This is a genomic window from Caballeronia sp. ATUFL_M2_KS44 (genome assembly GCF_023630965.1).
Classification (GTDB): domain Bacteria; phylum Pseudomonadota; class Gammaproteobacteria; order Burkholderiales; family Burkholderiaceae; genus Caballeronia; species Caballeronia concitans.
Window position 1 is genome coordinate 295525 of sequence record NZ_JALQEA010000020.1, and the last position, 15445, is coordinate 310969.

Annotated in this window: 15 protein-coding genes; 5 read left to right on the top strand and 10 right to left on the bottom strand. The window is 63.8% G+C overall.

Translation table 11 applies throughout. The features are described from left to right. The first annotated feature begins 9 nt into the window (after positions 1-9). The 4 genes from NCR39_RS11525 (at position 10) to NCR39_RS11540 (ending at position 2733) form a co-directional block, all read left to right on the top strand. Positions 10-939 (top strand): prepilin peptidase, encoded by a 930-nt coding sequence (locus tag NCR39_RS11525; protein ID WP_250452302.1) that lies wholly within the window; start codon positions 10-12, stop codon positions 937-939. 16 nt (positions 940-955) lie between these two features. Beyond that, positions 956-1558 carry a dephospho-CoA kinase gene (coaE, locus tag NCR39_RS11530; RefSeq protein WP_250452303.1) on the top strand — a complete coding sequence of 201 codons (603 nt, stop codon included), beginning with the start codon at positions 956-958 and terminating at the stop codon, positions 1556-1558. Positions 1559-1716: 158 nt separating this feature from the next. Further along, complete coding sequence (gene zapD / locus NCR39_RS11535; protein WP_040050534.1) at positions 1717-2472, top strand: cell division protein ZapD; 756 nt, start codon at positions 1717-1719, stop codon at positions 2470-2472. 69 nt (positions 2473-2541) lie between these two features. Beyond that, on the top strand, positions 2542-2733 hold the full coding sequence (locus tag NCR39_RS11540) for a DNA gyrase inhibitor YacG (protein WP_040050510.1): 192 nt from the start codon (positions 2542-2544) through the stop codon (positions 2731-2733). 6 nt (positions 2734-2739) lie between these two features. On the opposite strand, the gene NCR39_RS11545 is transcribed toward NCR39_RS11540, so the two are convergent. The 4 genes from NCR39_RS11545 to secA form a co-directional block, all read right to left on the bottom strand. Then, positions 2740-3180, bottom strand: a complete 441-nt coding sequence (locus NCR39_RS11545) for an NUDIX domain-containing protein (protein WP_284507177.1) — start codon at positions 3178-3180, stop codon at positions 2740-2742. Beyond that, complete coding sequence (locus NCR39_RS11550; protein WP_250452304.1) at positions 3177-4040, bottom strand: ATP-binding protein; 864 nt, start codon at positions 4038-4040, stop codon at positions 3177-3179. The genes NCR39_RS11545 and NCR39_RS11550 overlap by 4 nt, the downstream gene beginning before the upstream one ends. 32 nt (positions 4041-4072) lie before the next feature. Beyond that, a complete protein-coding gene (gene argJ, locus NCR39_RS11555) occupies positions 4073-5314 on the bottom strand; it encodes a bifunctional glutamate N-acetyltransferase/amino-acid acetyltransferase ArgJ (protein WP_250452305.1) in 1242 nt (413 codons plus the stop codon). Positions 5315-5500: 186 nt separating this feature from the next. After that, positions 5501-8320: a preprotein translocase subunit SecA gene (gene secA, locus NCR39_RS11565; RefSeq protein ID WP_284507178.1), complete on the bottom strand. Its 2820-nt coding sequence runs from the start codon at positions 8318-8320 to the stop codon at positions 5501-5503. A 288-nt stretch (positions 8321-8608) separates the two neighbouring features. Between secA and NCR39_RS11570 the strand changes: the two genes are divergently transcribed. Beyond that, positions 8609-9103, top strand: a complete 495-nt coding sequence (locus tag NCR39_RS11570) for a DciA family protein (protein ID WP_250452306.1) — start codon at positions 8609-8611, stop codon at positions 9101-9103. A 49-nt stretch (positions 9104-9152) separates the two neighbouring features. Here the strand turns inward: NCR39_RS11570 and lpxC are convergent, their stop codons facing one another. From lpxC to NCR39_RS11600, 6 genes are all read right to left on the bottom strand, one after another. Next, positions 9153-10070, bottom strand: a complete 918-nt coding sequence (gene lpxC / locus NCR39_RS11575; protein WP_250452307.1) for a UDP-3-O-acyl-N-acetylglucosamine deacetylase — start codon at positions 10068-10070, stop codon at positions 9153-9155. A 262-nt stretch (positions 10071-10332) separates the two neighbouring features. Further along, positions 10333-10836 carry a peroxiredoxin gene (locus NCR39_RS11580; protein ID WP_250452308.1) on the bottom strand — a complete coding sequence of 168 codons (504 nt, stop codon included), beginning with the start codon at positions 10834-10836 and terminating at the stop codon, positions 10333-10335. Positions 10837-11097: 261 nt separating this feature from the next. Further along, a complete protein-coding gene (gene ftsZ / locus NCR39_RS11585; protein ID WP_040050504.1) occupies positions 11098-12300 on the bottom strand; it encodes a cell division protein FtsZ in 1203 nt (400 codons plus the stop codon). Positions 12301-12441: 141 nt separating this feature from the next. Continuing rightward, on the bottom strand, positions 12442-13674 hold the full coding sequence (gene ftsA / locus NCR39_RS11590; RefSeq protein ID WP_035966862.1) for a cell division protein FtsA: 1233 nt from the start codon (positions 13672-13674) through the stop codon (positions 12442-12444). Positions 13675-13700: 26 nt separating this feature from the next. Next, the gene (locus NCR39_RS11595; RefSeq protein ID WP_250452309.1) at positions 13701-14453 is read right to left on the bottom strand and encodes a cell division protein FtsQ/DivIB; all 753 of its coding nucleotides are present in this window, start codon (positions 14451-14453) and stop codon (positions 13701-13703) included. Positions 14454-14487: 34 nt separating this feature from the next. Beyond that, on the bottom strand, positions 14488-15429 hold the full coding sequence (locus tag NCR39_RS11600; RefSeq protein ID WP_250452336.1) for a D-alanine--D-alanine ligase: 942 nt from the start codon (positions 15427-15429) through the stop codon (positions 14488-14490). Positions 15430-15445: the final 16 nt, after the last annotated feature.

A 15445-nucleotide genomic window follows, 5' to 3' on the forward strand; every position in this document is an offset into this window, starting at 1 on the left:
ATCCAAATCATGCAGCTTCCGTTCGATCCGTCCGCCGCGCATCAGGCGAGCGCCTATCTGGCGCCGTTCGCGGCTTTGCCCGTCGCCGCGCAGTATGCGTTCGCCGTCGTGTTCGGGCTCGTGATCGGCAGCTTCCTGACGGTCGTCGTGCATCGCTTGCCGGTCATGCTGGAACGCGCCTGGCGCGCCGAATTCGAGACGGAGTCTCACGCCGAGTCCGATAGCGCCGACGCCGCCAAACCGCCCGCCGACGCTTATCCCGCGCGATTCAATCTCGCCGTGCCGCGCAGCGCCTGTCCGCATTGCGGGCATGTGCTGCGCGCCTGGGAGAACATTCCGGTCGTGAGTTATGTCGCGCTGAGAGGCCGCTGTTCGCAATGCGGCGCGCGCGTCAGCCCGCGCTATCCGCTGATCGAACTGGCGACCGCCGCGCTCGCCGCGCTTTCGCTCTACGCCTACGGTCCGGACTGGCCGGCGCTCGCCGCGTTCGGGCTCTGCGCGACCTTGCTGGCCGCGAGTCTCGTCGATTACGACACGCGCTATCTCCCCGACGTGCTGACGCTGCCGTTGCTGTGGGCGGGACTCATCGTCAATCTGGGCGAAGGCGGATTCGCGACGCTGCACGACGCGGTAGTCGGCGCGATCGCGGGCTATCTTTTCCTGTGGTGCGTGTACTGGCTTTTCAGGCTCGCGCGCGGCGTGGAAGGCATGGGCTACGGCGATTTCAAGCTGCTGGCCGCGATCGGCGCGTGGCTCGGCTGGGCGTCGCTCGCGCAAGTGGTCCTGATTTCGGCGGTGGCGGGCGCGGTCTTCGGTATCCTCGCGACGTGGCGCGGTCGCATGCGCTTCGAAGAGCCGTTGCCATTCGGACCGTTCCTCGCAGCGGGCGGTGCGATCACGCTTTTCGTCGGCACGCCGCTTTACGCATTGTTCGGATGAAACGAAGGAGCAGCGGATGTTCAGCATCGGGCTGACGGGCGGCATCGGCAGCGGCAAGAGCACGGTCGCGGACCTGTTCGCGGCGCGCGGCGTGCCGCTCATCGATACGGACGTGATCGCGCATCAGATGACCGCGCCGGGCGGCCTCGCCATGCCGCTCATCGGAAGCGAATTCGGCAGCGAGTTCATCGCGCCGGATGGCTCGCTCGACCGCGCCCGGATGCGCGAACTCGTCTTCGCCGACGACACCGCGAAGGCGCGTCTCGAAGCCATCCTGCATCCGCTGATTCGCGCGGAAACCGAGCGTCAGCGGCACGCGGCGGGCGGCGCGTATCACATCGTCGTGGTGCCGCTGTTGGTGGAATCGGGAAACTGGGCGTCGCGGGTGTCGCGCGTGCTCGTGGTGGATTGTCCCATCGAGACGCAGATTGCACGCGTCATGCAACGCAATGGCTTCTCCCGCGAGCAGGTGCTGGCGATCATCGCGAAGCAGGCCACGCGCGAAATGCGGCTAGCGGCGGCAGACGACGTCGTCCTCAACGACGACATCGCCACGCTCGAAACGCTCGGTAGTCAGGTCGACGAACTGCACGCGCGCTATCTTCAGCTCGCACGCTGACGGACGTGGAGCCGGAAACATCGAAAAAGTTGCAAATTTCGCTTGGAAAAGCCGTAAAAGCAGCGCGAATGGTGCCCGATTTGCTAGGGTTCGGATGCAGCATTAGAATGTGCTGACTTCCGCTCATGGAAGCAACCGACCCACGCCGAGGCGAGCGCTTGATCCTTTACGAGTATCCCTTCAACGAGCGAATCCGGACGCTGCTGCGTCTCGAAGACTTGTTCGAGCGCTTCACGTTCTTCCTGACGCAGGAAGATCCCCGGGAGCATCACGTGGCGCTTACGACGCTCTTCGAAATCGCCGAAGTTGCGGGGCGCACGGATCTCAAAGCCGATCTGATGAAGGAACTGGAGCGGCAACGTCAGACGCTTGCGCCGTTTCGCGGCAATCCGGGCATCGAGCAGGAAGCGCTGGAAGCCGTGCTCGGCGAAATCGAGCAGACGCTCGCCGGGCTGGGCGACATGCACGGCAAGACCGGCCAGCATCTTGCGGACAACGAATGGCTCGCGAGCATCCGCAGCCGCACGATCATCCCCGGCGGCACCTGCAAGTTCGACCTGCCGTCGTATTACGCCTGGCAGCAGTTGCCCGCCGAGCAGCGCCGTCAGGACATCGCCAGTTGGGTCATGCCGATGCTCGCCCTGCGCGACGCAGCCGCCATCGTCCTCAGGCTCGCGCGCGAGTCGGGTCAGGCGTCGAAAGTCATGGCGATGCAAGGCAGCTATCAACAAATGCTGTCAGGCCGCACGTACCAGCTCATGCAGGTGCGCGTGTCGCCCGAAGTGCGCGTCATTCCGGAAGCGAGCGCCAACAAGTACATGCTGTGGGTGCGCTTCACCGTGCAGGACGGCGACCTGAAACCGCGCGCCGTCGACGTCGACGTCCCGTTTCATCTGACGCTTTGCAGTCTTTGAAGCGGGCGATTCGTCCTTATATGATCGACTGTTGATCAACGCCGGCTCAACTCGTCACGCCTCACCGTCATGACCACTGTCGTCAAATGTCCGACCTGCGCCAAGGAAGTGCGCTGGGTCCCGGAAAACCGCTTTCGCCCGTTCTGCTCGGAGCGCTGCAAGCAGATCGATCTCGGCGCCTGGGCAACCGAGAAATACAAGATCGCGGGTAACTCGCAGGAAACGCCGCCGGACGACGACTCGCACGGCGGCTTGAACTAAGCTCGCCTACTGCTCCGCTTCCGCCGCGAGCCATTCCAGCACGGGAATCGCGGCGGGCAGAAGCGGCGCGACTTCCACCGGAAGCGCCTGCCACGCGATCGCCTGACCTTCGCGGCCGAGCGGCGTGCCGGTCCAGCCCGTCACCTTGCAGAAGAAAAGACGCACATACGCGTGCGGATAGTCGTGCTCGAGCGTGCGCCAGAGTTCGCACGCGTTCACGTCGATGCCCAATTCCTCGTGCAATTCACGCGCGAGCGCCGCTTCGACGCTTTCCCCCGCTTCCAGCTTGCCGCCCGGAAACTCCCAGTAGCCCTCGTACGGCTTGCCGACGGGCCGCTGCGCGAGCAGATAGCGGCCATCCGGCTGCACCATCACGCCGACGGCTACCTCGGTCACCTTGCGGCCATCGGGTGCGACATCGCGTCGCGCGTCCGTCGTCGCGCTCATTGCTTGCGGCCCGACCAGTCGCGCGCGAACTGCCACGCCACGCGGCCCGAGCGCGATCCGCGTTCGAGCGCCCAGACGAGCGCATCGCCGCGCGCGGATTCGATTTCGGCGGCATCGACGCCGAAGTGCCGAAGCCAGTGGCCGACGATCGTCAGATAGTCGTCCTGCTTGAACGGATAGAAGCTGACCCACAGCCCGAAACGCTCCGAGAGCGAAATCTTCTCTTCGACGACCTCGCCCGGATGAATCTCGCCATCGGGCATGTGCTTGTACGTCTCGTTGTCGCTCATGTACTCGGGCAACAGGTGACGGCGATTCGACGTCGCGTAGATCAGCACGTTGTCCGACTGCGCGGCGACGGACCCGTCGAGCGCGACCTTCAGCGCCTTATAGCCCGATTCGCCTTCCTCGAACGAGAGATCGTCGCAGAACACGATAAAGCGCTCGGGCCGCGCCGAGATCAGATCGACGATATCGCCGAGATCGTGCAGATCGTCCTTGTCGACTTCGATCAGGCGCAGGCCGTCCTTCGCGTAGGCGTTCAGGCACGCCTTGATGAGCGACGACTTGCCCGTTCCGCGCGCGCCCGTCAGCAACACGTTGTTTGCGGGCAGCTTGTTCACGAACTGCCGCGTGTTCTGTTCGATCAGCCCTTTCTGGCGATCGATGTTCTGCAGGTCATCGAGAGAAATGTGCGAAATGGCGGCCACCGGCTGCAGAAAACCGCGCCCTTGCCGCTTGCGCCAGCGGAACGCCACCGCGGATTGCCAGTCGATGTCGGGCGCCGCCGGCGGCAGCATGCCTTCGATGCGCGCCAGCACCGCTTCGGCGCGCGTGAGAAATTGTTCGAGTTTGTCCATGTCCATTTCTTTGCGCGCCGGTCGAGCGCGCGTTACGAGCGGTAATCGGCGTTGATGCTGACGTAATCGTGCGAAAGGTCGCACGTCCAGACGGTTGCTTCCGCGCTGCCACGGCCGAGCTTCACGCGGATCGCGATTTCGCTCTTTTTCATGACGCGCTGGCCGTCTTCTTCGCGGTAATCGGGATTGCGGCCGCCCGCCTTCGCGACGAGCACCTCGTCGAGATAGAGATCGATCTTGCCGACGTCGAGATCCGTCACGCCCGCATAGCCGATGGCGGCGAGAATGCGGCCGAGGTTCGGGTCCGATGCGTAGAACGCGGTCTTCACGAGCGGCGAATGGCCGATCGCGTAGGCAATCTGCCTGCATTCAGCAACATCCTTGCCGCCTTCGACCGTGATCGTCATGAACTTGGTGGCGCCCTCGCCGTCGCGCACGATCAGTTGCGCGAGTTCTTGCGCCACGGCCGTGACCGCATCGCGCAGGGCGGCGTACGCGGGCGAATCCGTCGACGTGATCGCGGGCAGGCTCGATTTGCCCGACGCGATCAGGATGAACGAATCGTTCGTGGACGTATCGCCGTCGATCGTGATGCAGTTGAACGAGCGATCCGCCACGTGCTTCACCAGTTGATCGAGCACCGGTTGCGCGACGTTCGCATCGAAGGCGAGGAAGCCGAGCATCGTCGCCATGTTCGGCTTGATCATGCCCGCGCCCTTGCTGATGCCGGACAGCGTGACCGTGTGGCCGTCGATCTGCACTTGCTGCGACGACGCCTTCGGCAGCGTGTCCGTCGTCATGATGGCCTGCGCGGCGTCGAACCAGTGCGCCGACTGCTGATTCGCGAGCGCGGCGGGCAGGCCCGCTTTCAGACGATCGATCGGCAGCGGCTCCAGAATCACGCCGGTCGAGAACGGCAGAATCTGCTGCGCATCGAGGCCCGCGAGGCGCGCAAGCTCCGCGCAGGTCTCGCGCGCGTGCGCCATGCCCGGCTCGCCGGTGCCCGCGTTCGCGTTGCCGGTGTTGACCACCAGCGCGCGAATGCCCTTGCCGCCCGCGCGCACGGCGTCGAGATGCTCGCGGCACATCGTCACCGGCGCCGCGCAGAAGCGGTTTTGCGTGAACACGCCCGCGACGGTCGCGCCTTCGTCGACGCGAATCACGAGCACATCCTTGCGATTGGGCTTGCGGATATTCGCTTCGGCCCAGCCTAGCGTGACGCCGGCGACGGGATGTAGCGCGGCGGGATCGATCGAAGGGAAATTGACAGCCATGTTCGCGACTCGCTGATGGTGGCGAGTGCCGGCCCGATGCGCCGGCACGCTGTGGAAGACTGACGCCGCTCCGGACTTCGGGCGGCGCCGTGAAACGCTCGGGCGCGCAGCGCGGCCCTCGGTGAGACCTGCAAAGACAAACGACGCATCGCTGCGTCGCTTGTCCGTTCGTCGATCAGAAAGCTCTTAGGCGAGCTTGCCGTGACAGTTCTTGTACTTCTTCCCGCTGCCGCACGGGCACGGGTCGTTGCGGCCGACCTTCGGCACTTCGTCGGACGGGCGCGTGGCGACGGTGATGTCGTCGTTCGTGGCCATCGCCTGGCTGACCATCTGCGCCGTGGCGGTCGCGGCGGCGGCCGCCGCGGGCGTGGCCGTCGGCGCGGCGGGAGCGCTGTAGTCCGCGTGCGTGAACGACACGTTCTCCAGATGGCTGCCCTTCTCTTCGTACTGCTCGGCGGCTTCTTCCAGTTGCTCAGGCGACTGAATCTGCACGTTCATCACGACGCGCGTGACTTCCTGCTTCACCGCGTCGAGCATGGCGGCGAAGAGTTCGAACGCCTCGCGCTTGTACTCCTGCTTCGGATTCTTCTGCGCATAGCCGCGCAGATGGATGCCCTGACGCAGGTGATCGAGCGCCGCGAGGTGTTCGCGCCAGCGGCTGTCGAGCGTCTGCAGCATGATCGAGCGCTCGAACGCGCTGAACGATTCGCGGCCCACGAGCGCGACCTTCGCTTCGTACGCTTCGTCGGCGGCGGAGAGCACGGCTTCGCAGATTTCCTCGGCGTCGATCGAATTCGACTCGTTGATCATCTCCTGAATGGCCAGGTCCAGCGACCATTCGTTGCGCAGCACTTCTTCCAGCTCGGGCGCGTCCCACTGCTCTTCGATGCTGCCCGCCGGAACGAACGTGCGCACGAGATCGGTGATGACGCTGTGGCGCATCGCGGCGATGGTTTCCTGCACGTCGTGCGCTTCGAGCAGTTCGTTGCGCTGCTGATAGATCACGCGGCGCTGATCGTTCGAGACGTCGTCGTATTCGAGCAGTTGCTTGCGGATATCGAAGTTGCGCGCTTCGACCTTGCGCTGCGCGCCTTCGATCGAACGCGTGACCATGCCCGCTTCGATCGGCTCGCCTTCCGGCATCTTCAGGCGATCCATGATCGCGCGCACGCGGTCGCCCGCGAAGATGCGCAGAAGCGGATCGTCCAGCGAGAGATAGAAGCGCGACGAACCCGGATCGCCCTGACGGCCCGCGCGGCCGCGCAGCTGATTGTCGATACGGCGCGATTCGTGGCGCTCGGTACCGATGATATGCAGCCCGCCCGCCGCCTTCACGTGGTCGTGCAGCGCCTGCCATTCGTCGTGCAGCTTCTGGATGCGCGCGGCTTTTTCGTCCTCGGGAATCGACAAGTCCGCTTCGATGAACGACGCCTGCTTCTCGACGTTGCCGCCGAGCACGATGTCCGTGCCGCGGCCCGCCATGTTCGTCGCGATGGTCACGACGCCCGGCCGCCCGGCTTCCGCGACGATGGCCGCTTCGCGCGCGTGCTGCTTCGCGTTGAGCACCTCGTGCTTGACGTCTTGCTGGCTCAAGAGGCCGGACAGCAGTTCCGACGCTTCGATCGACGTGGTGCCGACGAGCGTAGGCTGCCCGCGCTCGACGCAATCGCGGATATCGCGAATGACTGCGTCGTAACGTTCCTTCGACGTCTTGTAGATCTGATCCTGCTTGTCCACGCGCTTCGGCGGACGGTTCGTCGGAATCACGACCGTTTCGAGACCGTAGATTTCCTGGAACTCGTAAGCTTCCGTGTCAGCCGTGCCGGTCATGCCGGACAGCTTCGCGTACATACGGAAGTAGTTCTGCAGCGTGATCGAGGCGAGCGTCTGATTCTCGGCCTGAATCTGCACGTGCTCCTTCGCCTCGACAGCCTGATGCAAGCCGTCGGACCAGCGCCGGCCGGTCATCATGCGGCCCGTGAATTCGTCGACGATCACGACTTCGCCGTTCTGCACCACGTAATGCTGATCGCGATGGAAGAGCGTATGCGCGCGCAGGGCAGCATAAATGTGATGCATCAGCGTGATGTTTTGCGGCGCGTAAAGGCTTTCGCCCTCGCCGATCAGACCCCACTCGGCAAGCAGACGCTCGGCCTTTTCGTGACCCGATTCGGTCAGGAACACCTGACGCGCTTTTTCGTCGAGCGTGTAGTCGCCCGGCTTTTCGACGCCCGTGCCGTCCGCCTTTTCCTCGCCGATCTGCAGTTCGAGCAGCGGCGGCAGCGCGTTCATGCGCACGTAGAGGTCGGTGTGATCTTCGGCCTGGCCGGAGATGATGAGCGGCGTACGCGCTTCGTCGATGAGAATCGAGTCCACTTCGTCGACGATCGCGAAATTGAGCGGCCGCTGCACGCGCGCATTGGTCTCGTAGACCATGTTGTCGCGCAGATAGTCGAAGCCGAATTCGTTGTTCGTGCCGTAGGTGATGTCCGCCGCGTAGGCTTCCTGCTTCTGCCCGTGCTGCATCTGCGACAAATTCACGCCGCAGGAAAGCCCAAGGAAGTTGTAGAGGCGCGCCATCCATTCGGCGTCGCGCTGCGCGAGGTAGTCGTTCACCGTCACGACGTGCACGCCGCGGCCCGACAGCGCGTTCAGATATGCCGCGAGCGTGGCGACGAGCGTCTTGCCCTCGCCCGTGCGCATTTCGGCGATCTTGCCGTAATGCAGGACCATGCCGCCGATTAGCTGGACGTCGAAATGGCGCATTTTCAGGACGCGCCGGCTCGCTTCGCGACAGACGGCGAACGCTTCCGGGAGAATCACGTCGAGCGACTCGCCGCCGGCGACGCGCTTGCGGAACTCGTCCGTCTTCGCGCGCAACTGATCGTCCGAGTACTTCTCGACGGTCGGCTCGAGGGCATTGATCGCCGCAACGGTCTTTTGGTACTGCTTGACCAGCCGCTGATTGCGGCTGCCAAAAATCTTCTGAAGGAAACCGGTCGTCATCGGATCAGTGTCTGCGTCGCGGCTTCGGACGGACGGCAGCGCGATGCTGCGTCCGGGCGCGGAAAACCTCGGCGACTTAAGTCCATTGGGTGAAATTCGAATCGGGAATTTTAGCACGCGAGTCAAGTACATCTTGCGTCGGCGTGGCCTGGCGGGCGTCGGTGGAACGCGACAGTCAACCGCTTGAAAGCCGGGCCGCGCGGGCGTCGGAACAAGGCGTCCGTGCGTGCCGGGCGGCGGGCTCGCGGTACAATCGGGGCGTCGCATCAGGCGTCCGTCGATCAAAGAATGAGCCGTTTTTCTACAAATTCAAGGTATGCGCCGCAGCGGTTCGATCCGCGGCGTCCGCAAGCCATAGCCGACGTGCTGGATCGGACGGATGCGTTTCGCGCATTGCGCGCGGGCGTCGAGCAAATGGCGGCGCTCCAGCGCGACCTCACCGCGCTTTTGCCCGACTATCTGGCGTCGAACGTCGAACCGGGCTTCATCAAGGATGGCGTGCTGGCGCTCTTCGCCGCGCATAACGCGCTGGCGGCGCGTTTGCGGCATATCGAGCCGCGTCTGCTCGCCGATCTCCAACAGCGCGGCTGGGCCGTCGATTCGCTGAAAATCCGCGTGCGTCCGCAAGCGGTCAGGGAAACCGCGCCGCCGAAGCAGGCGCGCATGTCGGCGGCGGGTGCGTCGGCGTTGCACGATCTGGCGGAAACGCTGGCGCCGTCGCCGTTGCAGGAAGCGCTCGCGCGCATGGCCGCGCGTCATCAGGGGCGCGGGCAAAAAAAATGAGCGGCGCTTTCGCAGCCGCTCACTTCATTGACTTTCTATTTGCCGATGATCAGGCAAATGCCGTCTGCGTATCGAACGCGAAACCGCGCGGCGCTTTTTGCGTATCGTCGAACGTGACGATTTCATAGGCGTCTTCGTTCGCGAGCAGTTCGCGCAGCAGCATGTTGTTCATCGCATGGCCGCCCTTGTACGCGTTGTACGACGCCAGCAGCGGATGCCCCACGACGTACAGGTCGCCGATCGCGTCGAGCATCTTGTGCTTCACGAACTCGTCGTCGTAACGCAGGCCGTCGTTGTTCAGAATGCGGTACTCGTCGAGCACGATCGCGTTGTCCATGCTGCCGCCGCGCGCGAGGCCCAGTTCGCGCATCATTTCGACTTCATGCGCGAAACCGAACGTGCGGGCGCGCGCGATTTCACGCACATACGATGTCGTCGCGAAATCCACTTCCAGCGCCTGCCCCGTCTTGTCGACAGCGGGATGACGGAAATCGATGGTAAAGCTCAACTTGAAGCCGAAATACGGCTCAAGACGCGCGAACTTGTCGCCGTCGCGGACTTCGACGGGCTTCTTCACCTTGATGAACTTCTTCGGTGCGTTCTGCTCTTCGATGCCCGCCGACTGAATGAGAAACACGAAAGAAGCAGCGCTGCCGTCCATGATCGGGATTTCCTCGGCGGTCACATCGACGTACAGATTGTCGATGCCGAGACCCGCGCACGCCGACATCAAGTGCTCGATGGTCGACACGCGCGCGCCGTCCTTCTGCAGCACGGACGCGAGCCGCGTGTCGCCGATCGCCATCGCGGATGCGGGGATATCGACCGGCTGCGGCAAGTCGATCCGCGAAAACACGATGCCCGTCCCGGCCGGCGCCGGACGCAGCGTCAAATCGACCTTGCGGCCGGAATGAAGCCCGATTCCCACGGTTTTGACGACGGTCTTGATTGTTCGCTGCTTCAACATGATTTTTGTCCGATAACAATTCCCAATAAAGAGAATCAATCGCGCTGTAAATTCTAATAGGCCGAATTATACTCCATTCGGCGCATGCCGTCCCAAACCGAGAGGTATCAACTGTTTCCCTGTGTTACGCCGGAGCGTCGGGACAGTCAAGTGAAACGGGCCGATGGCCGGAATGGAGGCATTTCCGGTCATCGGCCCCAAGTTGCGCCGCTTGCGAGTGCGTCTGTAAGCGTTGCGTAACCGCAACGCGACGCCGCTGCGATCAGCTCAACGTCGCCAGGATGCTTTGAGCGTCGCTGACTTCGAACTTGCCGGGCGCTTCGACAGCGAGCGTCTTGACCACGCCGTTGTCGACCACCATCGCGTAGCGCTGGGAACGGATTCCCATGCCACGCTCGGACAAATCCTGATCCAGTCCGAGTGCCTGAGTGAAACGCGCACTGCCGTCCGCGATCATCTTCACCTTGCCCGCGGCTTGAAGATCGCGTCCCCACGCGTTCATCACGAACGCGTCGTTGACGGAAACGCACCAGATTTCGTCGATGCCGGCGGCGAACAACGCACCCGCTGCATCGATATAACCCGGCACGTGTCTGGCGGAACACGTCGGCGTGAACGCGCCCGGCAATCCGAAGATCACCACGCGCTTCGCCGATGCCCGCTCGCGCGCCGAGAACCCGTTCGGTCCCACGGCGCAGCCCTCGCTCGCCACTTCGATGAACTCGAAGAGACGCGCGTCGGGCAACGTTTCACCCACTTCGATCATGCTCGGTCCTTCCCTCGTCAGTGCTCGAACATCCTTGCGATTGACATCGTCCCGCAGTGTCGCCTCAAGCGTGCTTCGGCGGTGTCGGTTTCATCTGCACATCGGCAAATTCGTGGGGGTCGGCTGGCCACGGCCTGGCGTCTGGTTCTTGACGCGGCCTTGGACAGTCGCCCCACGCGAAACCTGCATCGCCGGGCTCACTTCGACGTGCCTGCGGTGGCTGCACTTCGCATGCCAGCTACCGACCAAGCGCGAGGCTCGTCAGTCCGCCTGCTTGCGCAGGAACGCGGGGATGTCGTACGTATCGACGCCCTTCTCCTGCAATGCCTGCACGTGCGATGCCGCGGTTTCACGCGTGGAGCGCCACACTGCCGGCGTGTCCAGTTGACCGTAATCCGTTGCCTGCGCGTGCTGCGGCGCGTAGTTGCCATGCGCGGCGTGAGCGTGCGCGACCGGCTGGTTGTCGGTGCCCGTGCGCAGGAGGGTCATCGGCGCTTGCTGCTGCTTCTTCGCCGCGCGGCCCAGGCCCGTTGCCACGACCGTCACGCGCAGCGCGTCGCCCATTGCGTCGTCGTAGACAGCGCCGAAGATCACCGTTGCATCGTCAGCCGCGTAGGACTTGATGGTGTTCATCACTTCGCGCGTTTCCGACAGACGCAGCGAACGGCTCGACGTGATGTTCACCAGCACGCCACGCGCGCCCGACAGATCCACGCCTTCCAAGAGCGGGCTCGCCACGGCCTGTTCAGCCGCGAGACGCGCGCGATCGACGCCGGCAACCGTCGCCGTGCCCATCATCGCCTTGCCCTGCTCGCCCATCACCGTCTTCACGTCTTCGAAGTCGACGTTGACGAGGCCATCGACATTGATTATTTCAGCGATGCCCGCGACAGCGTTATTCAGCACGTCGTCCGCGCACTGGAAGCACTTGTCCATCTCGGCGTCGTCGCCCATCACCTCGAAGAGCTTGTCGTTCAGCACGACGATCAGCGAATCGACGTGATCCTCCAGTTGCTGCGAGCCGGCTTCGGCCACGCGCATGCGGCGGCCGCCTTCGAATTCGAACGGCTTGCTCACGACGCCAACCGTCAGAATGCCCATTTCCTTCGCGATCTGCGCCACGACCGGCGCCGCGCCCGTGCCCGTGCCGCCGCCCATGCCGGCGGTGATGAACACCATGTGCGCGCCGCGCAGTGCGTCGGCGATGCGCTCGCGTGCATCTTCCGCCGCTTCCTTGCCCTTCTCCGGCTTGGCGCCAGCGCCCAGACCGGTCATTCCCAGTTGCAGGACCGCCGGCGCGCGCGAGCGGGCGAGCGCCTGCGCGTCCGTGTTCATCACGATGAAGTCGACGCCCTGCACACCGCGATTGATCATGTGCTGAACGGCGTTGCCGCCCGCACCGCCAACTCCGACGACCTTGATGATCGTTCCGTTGGTTTCCGTTTCCAGCATTTCGAAATCCATGTTGCCTCCGTCAAGAATGAAGATCGGCGTTATCCGGCAAGAGATCGGGCAACCTCTTGCCGCGCGCTAGCCGCCGGTACCGGCGCGAATTATATTCATTGCTTACATCAATTTGTTAGCACTGCTGTGCTGCGGATGACGTCAGAAGTTCCCGAGGAACCAGTCCTTCATCCGTGTGAGCACCTGTCCCATCGATCCGTTCTGCACCGCGACCTTGCGGCCGCGCATGCGCTGCGAGCGTCCTTCGGCGAGCAGACCCATCGCGGTGGAGTAGCGCGGGTTGCGCACCACGTCCGCGAGACCGCCCGCGTATTCCGGCACGCCGATACGCACCGGCTTCAGAAAGATGTCTTCGCCGAGCTCGACCATGCCGGGCATCATCGCCGCGCCGCCGGTCAGCACGACGCCGCTCGACAGCAGCTCTTCGTAGCCGGATTCGCGCACGACCTGCTGCACGAGCGAGAACAGTTCTTCGACGCGCGGCTCGACGACCGCCGCCAGCGCCTGACGCGACAGCGTGCGCGGACCGCGTTCGCCCAAGCCGGGCACTTCGATCATTTCGTCCGGATCGGCGAGCGCCTGCTTCGCGATGCCGTAGCTCACCTTGATGTCTTCCGCGTCGGGCGTCGGCGTGCGCAGCGCCATCGCGACGTCGCTCGTGATCTGGTCGCCGGCGATCGGAATCACGGCCGTGTGACGGATCGCGCCTTCGCTGAAAATGGCGATGTCGGTCGTGCCGCCGCCGATATCGACGAGCACGACGCCGAGTTCCTTCTCGTCCTCGGTCAGCACCGCGAGCGACGACGCGAGCGGCTGCAGAATGAGGTCGTTCACTTCGAGCCCGCAGCGGCGCACGCACTTGACGATGTTCTGCGCCGCGCTCACCGCGCCCGTCACGATATGCACCTTCACTTCGAGGCGGATGCCGCTCATGCCGATCGGCTCGCGCACGTCTTCCTGACCGTCGATGATGAATTCCTGCGTCAGGATATGCAGCACCTGCTGATCGGTCGGGATGTTGATCGCCTTGGCCGTTTCGATCACGCGCGCGACGTCGGTCTGCGTGACTTCCTTGTCCTTGATCGCGACCATCCCGCTCGAATTGAAGCTTCGAATGTGGCTGCCCGCGATGCCGGTGAACACGTTGGTGATCTTGCAGTCGGCCATCAGCTCGGCTTCTTCGAGCGCGCGCTGAATGGATTGCACCGTGGCCTCGATATTGACCACGACGCCCTTCTTCAACCCCTTCGAGTCGCTCTGACCGAGTCCGATCACCTCGTAGTGGCCTTCGCCCTTCAATTCGGCGACGATCGCGACCACCTTCGACGTTCCGATGTCGAGGGAAACCAGCAGGTCTTTGTAGTCTTTGCTCATAGCGTGCTCATGCCTGTGATGTCTGCTTACTTCTTGGCCTTGTCGGTGTCGTTGATGAAGCGCATGCTGGCGGCGCGTATCGCGAAGCCATTCGGGTAACGCAAATCCGCGTATTCGATCTCCTTGCCCCACCGCCCCGTCACGGAGGGCCACGATGCGACGAACCGCTTGCAGCGGTCGAACAGCGTGTCCTGATTGCGCTCGCGGCCCAGTTCGATCTGCGTGCCGTTCGAGAGCTTCACCGTCCACGCGAAGCGCGACGAAAGCGTCACTTCTTCGGGCTGCGCGTCGAGCGGTGCGAACCACTTCTGGAAGTCGTGGTAACGCGCGACCACTTCCTTCGCCGTGCCTTCGGGACCGTCGAACGCGGGCAGGTCGTCGTCGAGTTCGCCCTGATTCGCGGTGAAAAGCTCGCCGTCGACGCTCACCAGTTGATCGCTGCCCCACGTGCCGAGCGGCTTGTATTCCTCGAGCCTCACCGCGATGGCGTTCGGCCACACGCGGCGCACGCTCGCATGGCGCACCCACGGCATCTGTTCGAACGCGGCGCGCGCGGTATCGAGATCGACGGTGAAGAAGTTGCCCTTCAAATGCCCGACCACGCTCGCGCGCACCGTCGGCGTATTGATGTGCGACGTGTCGCCGTCGATCTGAATCTCGCGCAGGCGGAACTCCGGACGCTGGATCGCCCATACGCCCGCGGCGCACAGCAGCATCAGCACGAGCATGGCGTGCAGCGCGCTGGCGGCGAGATTCATCTGGCGAACGTTGTTCCACATGGCTTGCGTTTCGTCTTGTTCCGTTGTTCCTGCGTTAGCTCTTCAAGGTGAGCGACAACACCTTCACCACCAGATCCTTGTAGCTGATGCCGACCGCGCGCGCGGCCTTCGGCGGCAGCGAGTGATCCGTCATGCCCGGCGCCGTGTTCACTTCGAGGAAGTACGGGTTGCCGTTCGCGTCGAGCATGAAATCGGCGCGGCCCCAGTCGGTGCAGCCGAGCATGTCGAACGCGCGCTGCGTCAGTTGCTTCATGCGCGATTCCTCGGCGGCGGTGAGGCCGCAGGGAATCAGGTATTGCGTGTCGTCGGCGATGTACTTCGCGTGGTAGTCGTAAAACTCGCCCGCCGGAATGATCTTGATGACCGGCAGATCGAGATCGCCCGCGATACAGCACGTGTACTCGCCGCCGCCTTCGATGCTCTTCTCGACGATCACGATCTTGTCGAACTGCGCGGCTTGCTCGAGCGCCGGCACGAGCGATTCCACGCTTTTCACCTTGATGACCGCGACGCTCGATCCTTCGCTCGCCGGCTTCACGAAGAGCGGCAGCCCGAGCTTCGCGATGATCTCCTGCGCGCGCGATGCGAAATCGTCGCCGCGCACGACGGTTTCGAACGGCGGCGTCGGAATGCCGGTCTGCTGCCACACGAGCTTGGTGCGCAGCTTGTCCATGCCGAGCGCCGAGCCCAGGACGCCGCTGCCCGTGTAGCGGATGCCGTAGAAATCCAGCGCGCCCTGCAACTGGCCGTTCTCGCCATAGCCGCCGTGCAGCGCGATGAACGCGCGCTCGAAGCCTTCGGCCTTCAGATCCGACAGCGGACGCTCGGCCGGATCGAACGGATGCGCGTCGACGCCGGCATCGCGCAGGCCTTCGAGCACGAGCCGGCCCGAATTGAGCGAGACCTCGCGCTCCGCGGAATGTCCGCCGAGAAGCACGGCCACTTTGCCGAAGACTTTCGGATCGATGTTGTTCACTGTGTTGCTCATTGCG

Bases quoted from the DNA above. Each gene is read 5' to 3' on its own strand.
- NCR39_RS11525 (WP_250452302.1), top strand. From the start codon at position 10: ATGCAGCTTCCGTTCGATCCGTCCGCCGCGCATCAGGCGAGCGCCTAT.
- coaE (WP_250452303.1), top strand. From the start codon at position 956: ATGTTCAGCATCGGGCTGACGGGCGGCATCGGCAGCGGCAAGAGCACG.
- NCR39_RS11540 (WP_040050510.1), top strand. From the start codon at position 2,542: ATGACCACTGTCGTCAAATGTCCGACCTGCGCCAAGGAAGTGCGCTGG.
- NCR39_RS11545 (WP_284507177.1), bottom strand. From the start codon at position 3,180: ATGAGCGCGACGACGGACGCGCGACGCGATGTCGCACCCGATGGCCGC.
- NCR39_RS11550 (WP_250452304.1), bottom strand. From the start codon at position 4,040: ATGGACAAACTCGAACAATTTCTCACGCGCGCCGAAGCGGTGCTGGCG.
- argJ (WP_250452305.1), bottom strand. From the start codon at position 5,314: ATGGCTGTCAATTTCCCTTCGATCGATCCCGCCGCGCTACATCCCGTC.
- secA (WP_284507178.1), bottom strand. From the start codon at position 8,320: ATGACGACCGGTTTCCTTCAGAAGATTTTTGGCAGCCGCAATCAGCGG.
- NCR39_RS11570 (WP_250452306.1), top strand. From the start codon at position 8,609: ATGAGCCGTTTTTCTACAAATTCAAGGTATGCGCCGCAGCGGTTCGAT.
- lpxC (WP_250452307.1), bottom strand. From the start codon at position 10,070: ATGTTGAAGCAGCGAACAATCAAGACCGTCGTCAAAACCGTGGGAATC.
- NCR39_RS11580 (WP_250452308.1), bottom strand. From the start codon at position 10,836: ATGATCGAAGTGGGTGAAACGTTGCCCGACGCGCGTCTCTTCGAGTTC.
- ftsZ (WP_040050504.1), bottom strand. From the start codon at position 12,300: ATGGATTTCGAAATGCTGGAAACGGAAACCAACGGAACGATCATCAAG.
- ftsA (WP_035966862.1), bottom strand. From the start codon at position 13,674: ATGAGCAAAGACTACAAAGACCTGCTGGTTTCCCTCGACATCGGAACG.
- NCR39_RS11595 (WP_250452309.1), bottom strand. From the start codon at position 14,453: ATGTGGAACAACGTTCGCCAGATGAATCTCGCCGCCAGCGCGCTGCAC.